Origin of the sequence: Bartonella sp. MU70NMGDW (genome assembly GCF_042194085.1) — a bacterium.
Lineage (GTDB): Bacteria > Pseudomonadota > Alphaproteobacteria > Rhizobiales > Rhizobiaceae > Bartonella > Bartonella grahamii.
The window spans coordinates 1-1,711 of the sequence record NZ_JBHIMK010000249.1; the positions used below are offsets into that span (position 1 = coordinate 1).

At 41.3% G+C, this 1,711-nt stretch carries 2 protein-coding genes and 1 tRNA gene; 2 read left to right on the forward strand and 1 reads right to left on the reverse strand.

All coding sequences use genetic code 11. The features are described from left to right. Window positions 1–16: 16 nt before the first annotated feature. Window positions 17–91: transfer RNA gene (locus ACFIKE_RS10140), tRNA-Thr, on the reverse strand. 177 nt (window positions 92–268) lie between these two features. Here ACFIKE_RS10140 and ACFIKE_RS10145 point away from each other — a divergent pair. Then, window positions 269–421, forward strand: a complete 153-nt coding sequence (locus tag ACFIKE_RS10145) for a hypothetical protein (RefSeq protein ID WP_015856869.1) — start codon at window positions 269–271, stop codon at window positions 419–421. A gap of 160 nt (window positions 422–581) precedes the next feature. After that, window positions 582–1,711: UDP-N-acetylglucosamine 1-carboxyvinyltransferase (gene murA / locus ACFIKE_RS10150; protein ID WP_375649720.1), on the forward strand; the 1,130-nt coding region annotated here is incomplete at its 3' end.

The window sequence follows — 1,711 nt, forward strand, 5'->3', positions numbered from 1 at the left end:
CAAAAGAAGAATAAAATGGTGCTGCGAGAGAGGATTGAACTCTCGACCTCTCCCTTACCAAGGGAGTGCTCTACCACTGAGCTACCGCAGCCCCTTTTCAATCTTTGCGCTGTCTTGTGCCATATTGTCAGAAAATAGGCAAGAGAACATTTGTATATTCTTGCAAGAAAACGTATCTTATGTCATGACATATGTTTCTTATACGCTTGAATATTTAAGGTTATGAGTTGCTTGGATAGAAGCTCAACACTGTTTAAAAGGTTGCGCAATGACACAAATGCATCAAAAACAAAAACAAAATGAAATGAATCATCAAGATGAAAAAGCAAAACGACGTCAAGAAAGATTGGCGCAACAATTGCGTCAAAACCTGAAACGTCGAAAAGAGCAAAGCCGACAAAGAGCGCAAACAGAGCTCTAAAATGAAAAAAAAATGTTTTTTAGTGAAGCTTTGCAACCAAACTTCTCAATAATTTGTTCTCATATTTAGAATGCGTTCTAAAACGATTAATAAAGCATAACTTCTCGAAGGGGGAAAAACCTTTGGAAGGGCAGGCACAAAGGAAAAGAGGGAAAACACGATGGATTCTATTCAAATTATTGGGGGAAAAAAACTTAAAGGAACAATTCCTATCTCAGGGGCAAAAAATGCTGCATTGCCTCTTATGATTGCGGCGCTTTTGACAGAAGAAACGCTTACTTTAGAAAATATTCCTCATCTGGCTGATGTCGAACTGCTTATTCGTATCCTCAATAATCATGGTGTTGGATATGCCGTTGATGGACAAGAGTTTAACGATGAGTGTGTGAATTCAAGAACAATTCATTTTACTGCGCAAAAAATAGCGACAACACGGGCGCCCTACGAACTGGTGAAAAAAATGCGCGCAAGCTTTTGGGTTATCGGACCTCTCCTTGCACGATGCTTAGAGGCTTATGTTTCGCTTCCTGGAGGATGCGCTATCGGAACCAGACCTGTCGATTTTATCCTTGAGGGGCTCAAAACTTTAGGCGCACAGATTACGATCGAAAATGGATATGTTCATGCAAAAGCACCAAGGGGGTTAAAAGGTGCTCACTATCGTTTCCCTAAAGTTACTGTTGGTGGAACCCATGTAATGCTTATGGCGGCGACATTGGCAAAGGGAACAACCTTTCTTGAGAATGCAGCTTGTGAACCAGAAGTGGCAAATCTTATTCGAACTTTGAATGCTATGGGGGCTCAAATAACTGGTGAGGGAACAACAACGCTTACAATTGAAGGGGTTAAAAAACTTAAAGGAACAAAAATACGCGTTATTGCTGATCGAATCGAAGCGGGGACATATGCAATGGCTGTTGCTATGACAGGAGGCGATGTCTTTCTTAAAAATGCAAATCCTAATCACCTCACAAAAGTGCTTAAGGTGCTCCAAAAAACAGGGCTCGAGATTCAAATAGAACCTCAAGGAATTCATGTTAAGCGAAATCCAAAGAACACCAAAATTATGCCTGTTGATATTAAAACAGGACCTTATCCTGCTTTTCCAACCGATCTCCAAGCGCAATTCATGGCGCTCATGACACGGGCTGAAGGCATTGCGCATATTACAGAGACGATTTTCGAAAATCGTTTTATGCATGTTCAAGAACTCAATCGTTTAGGGGCCTCGATAAAGCTTGATGGGCAGAGGGCAACCGTTTATGGAACAGAGAATTTGCAAGGGGCTCC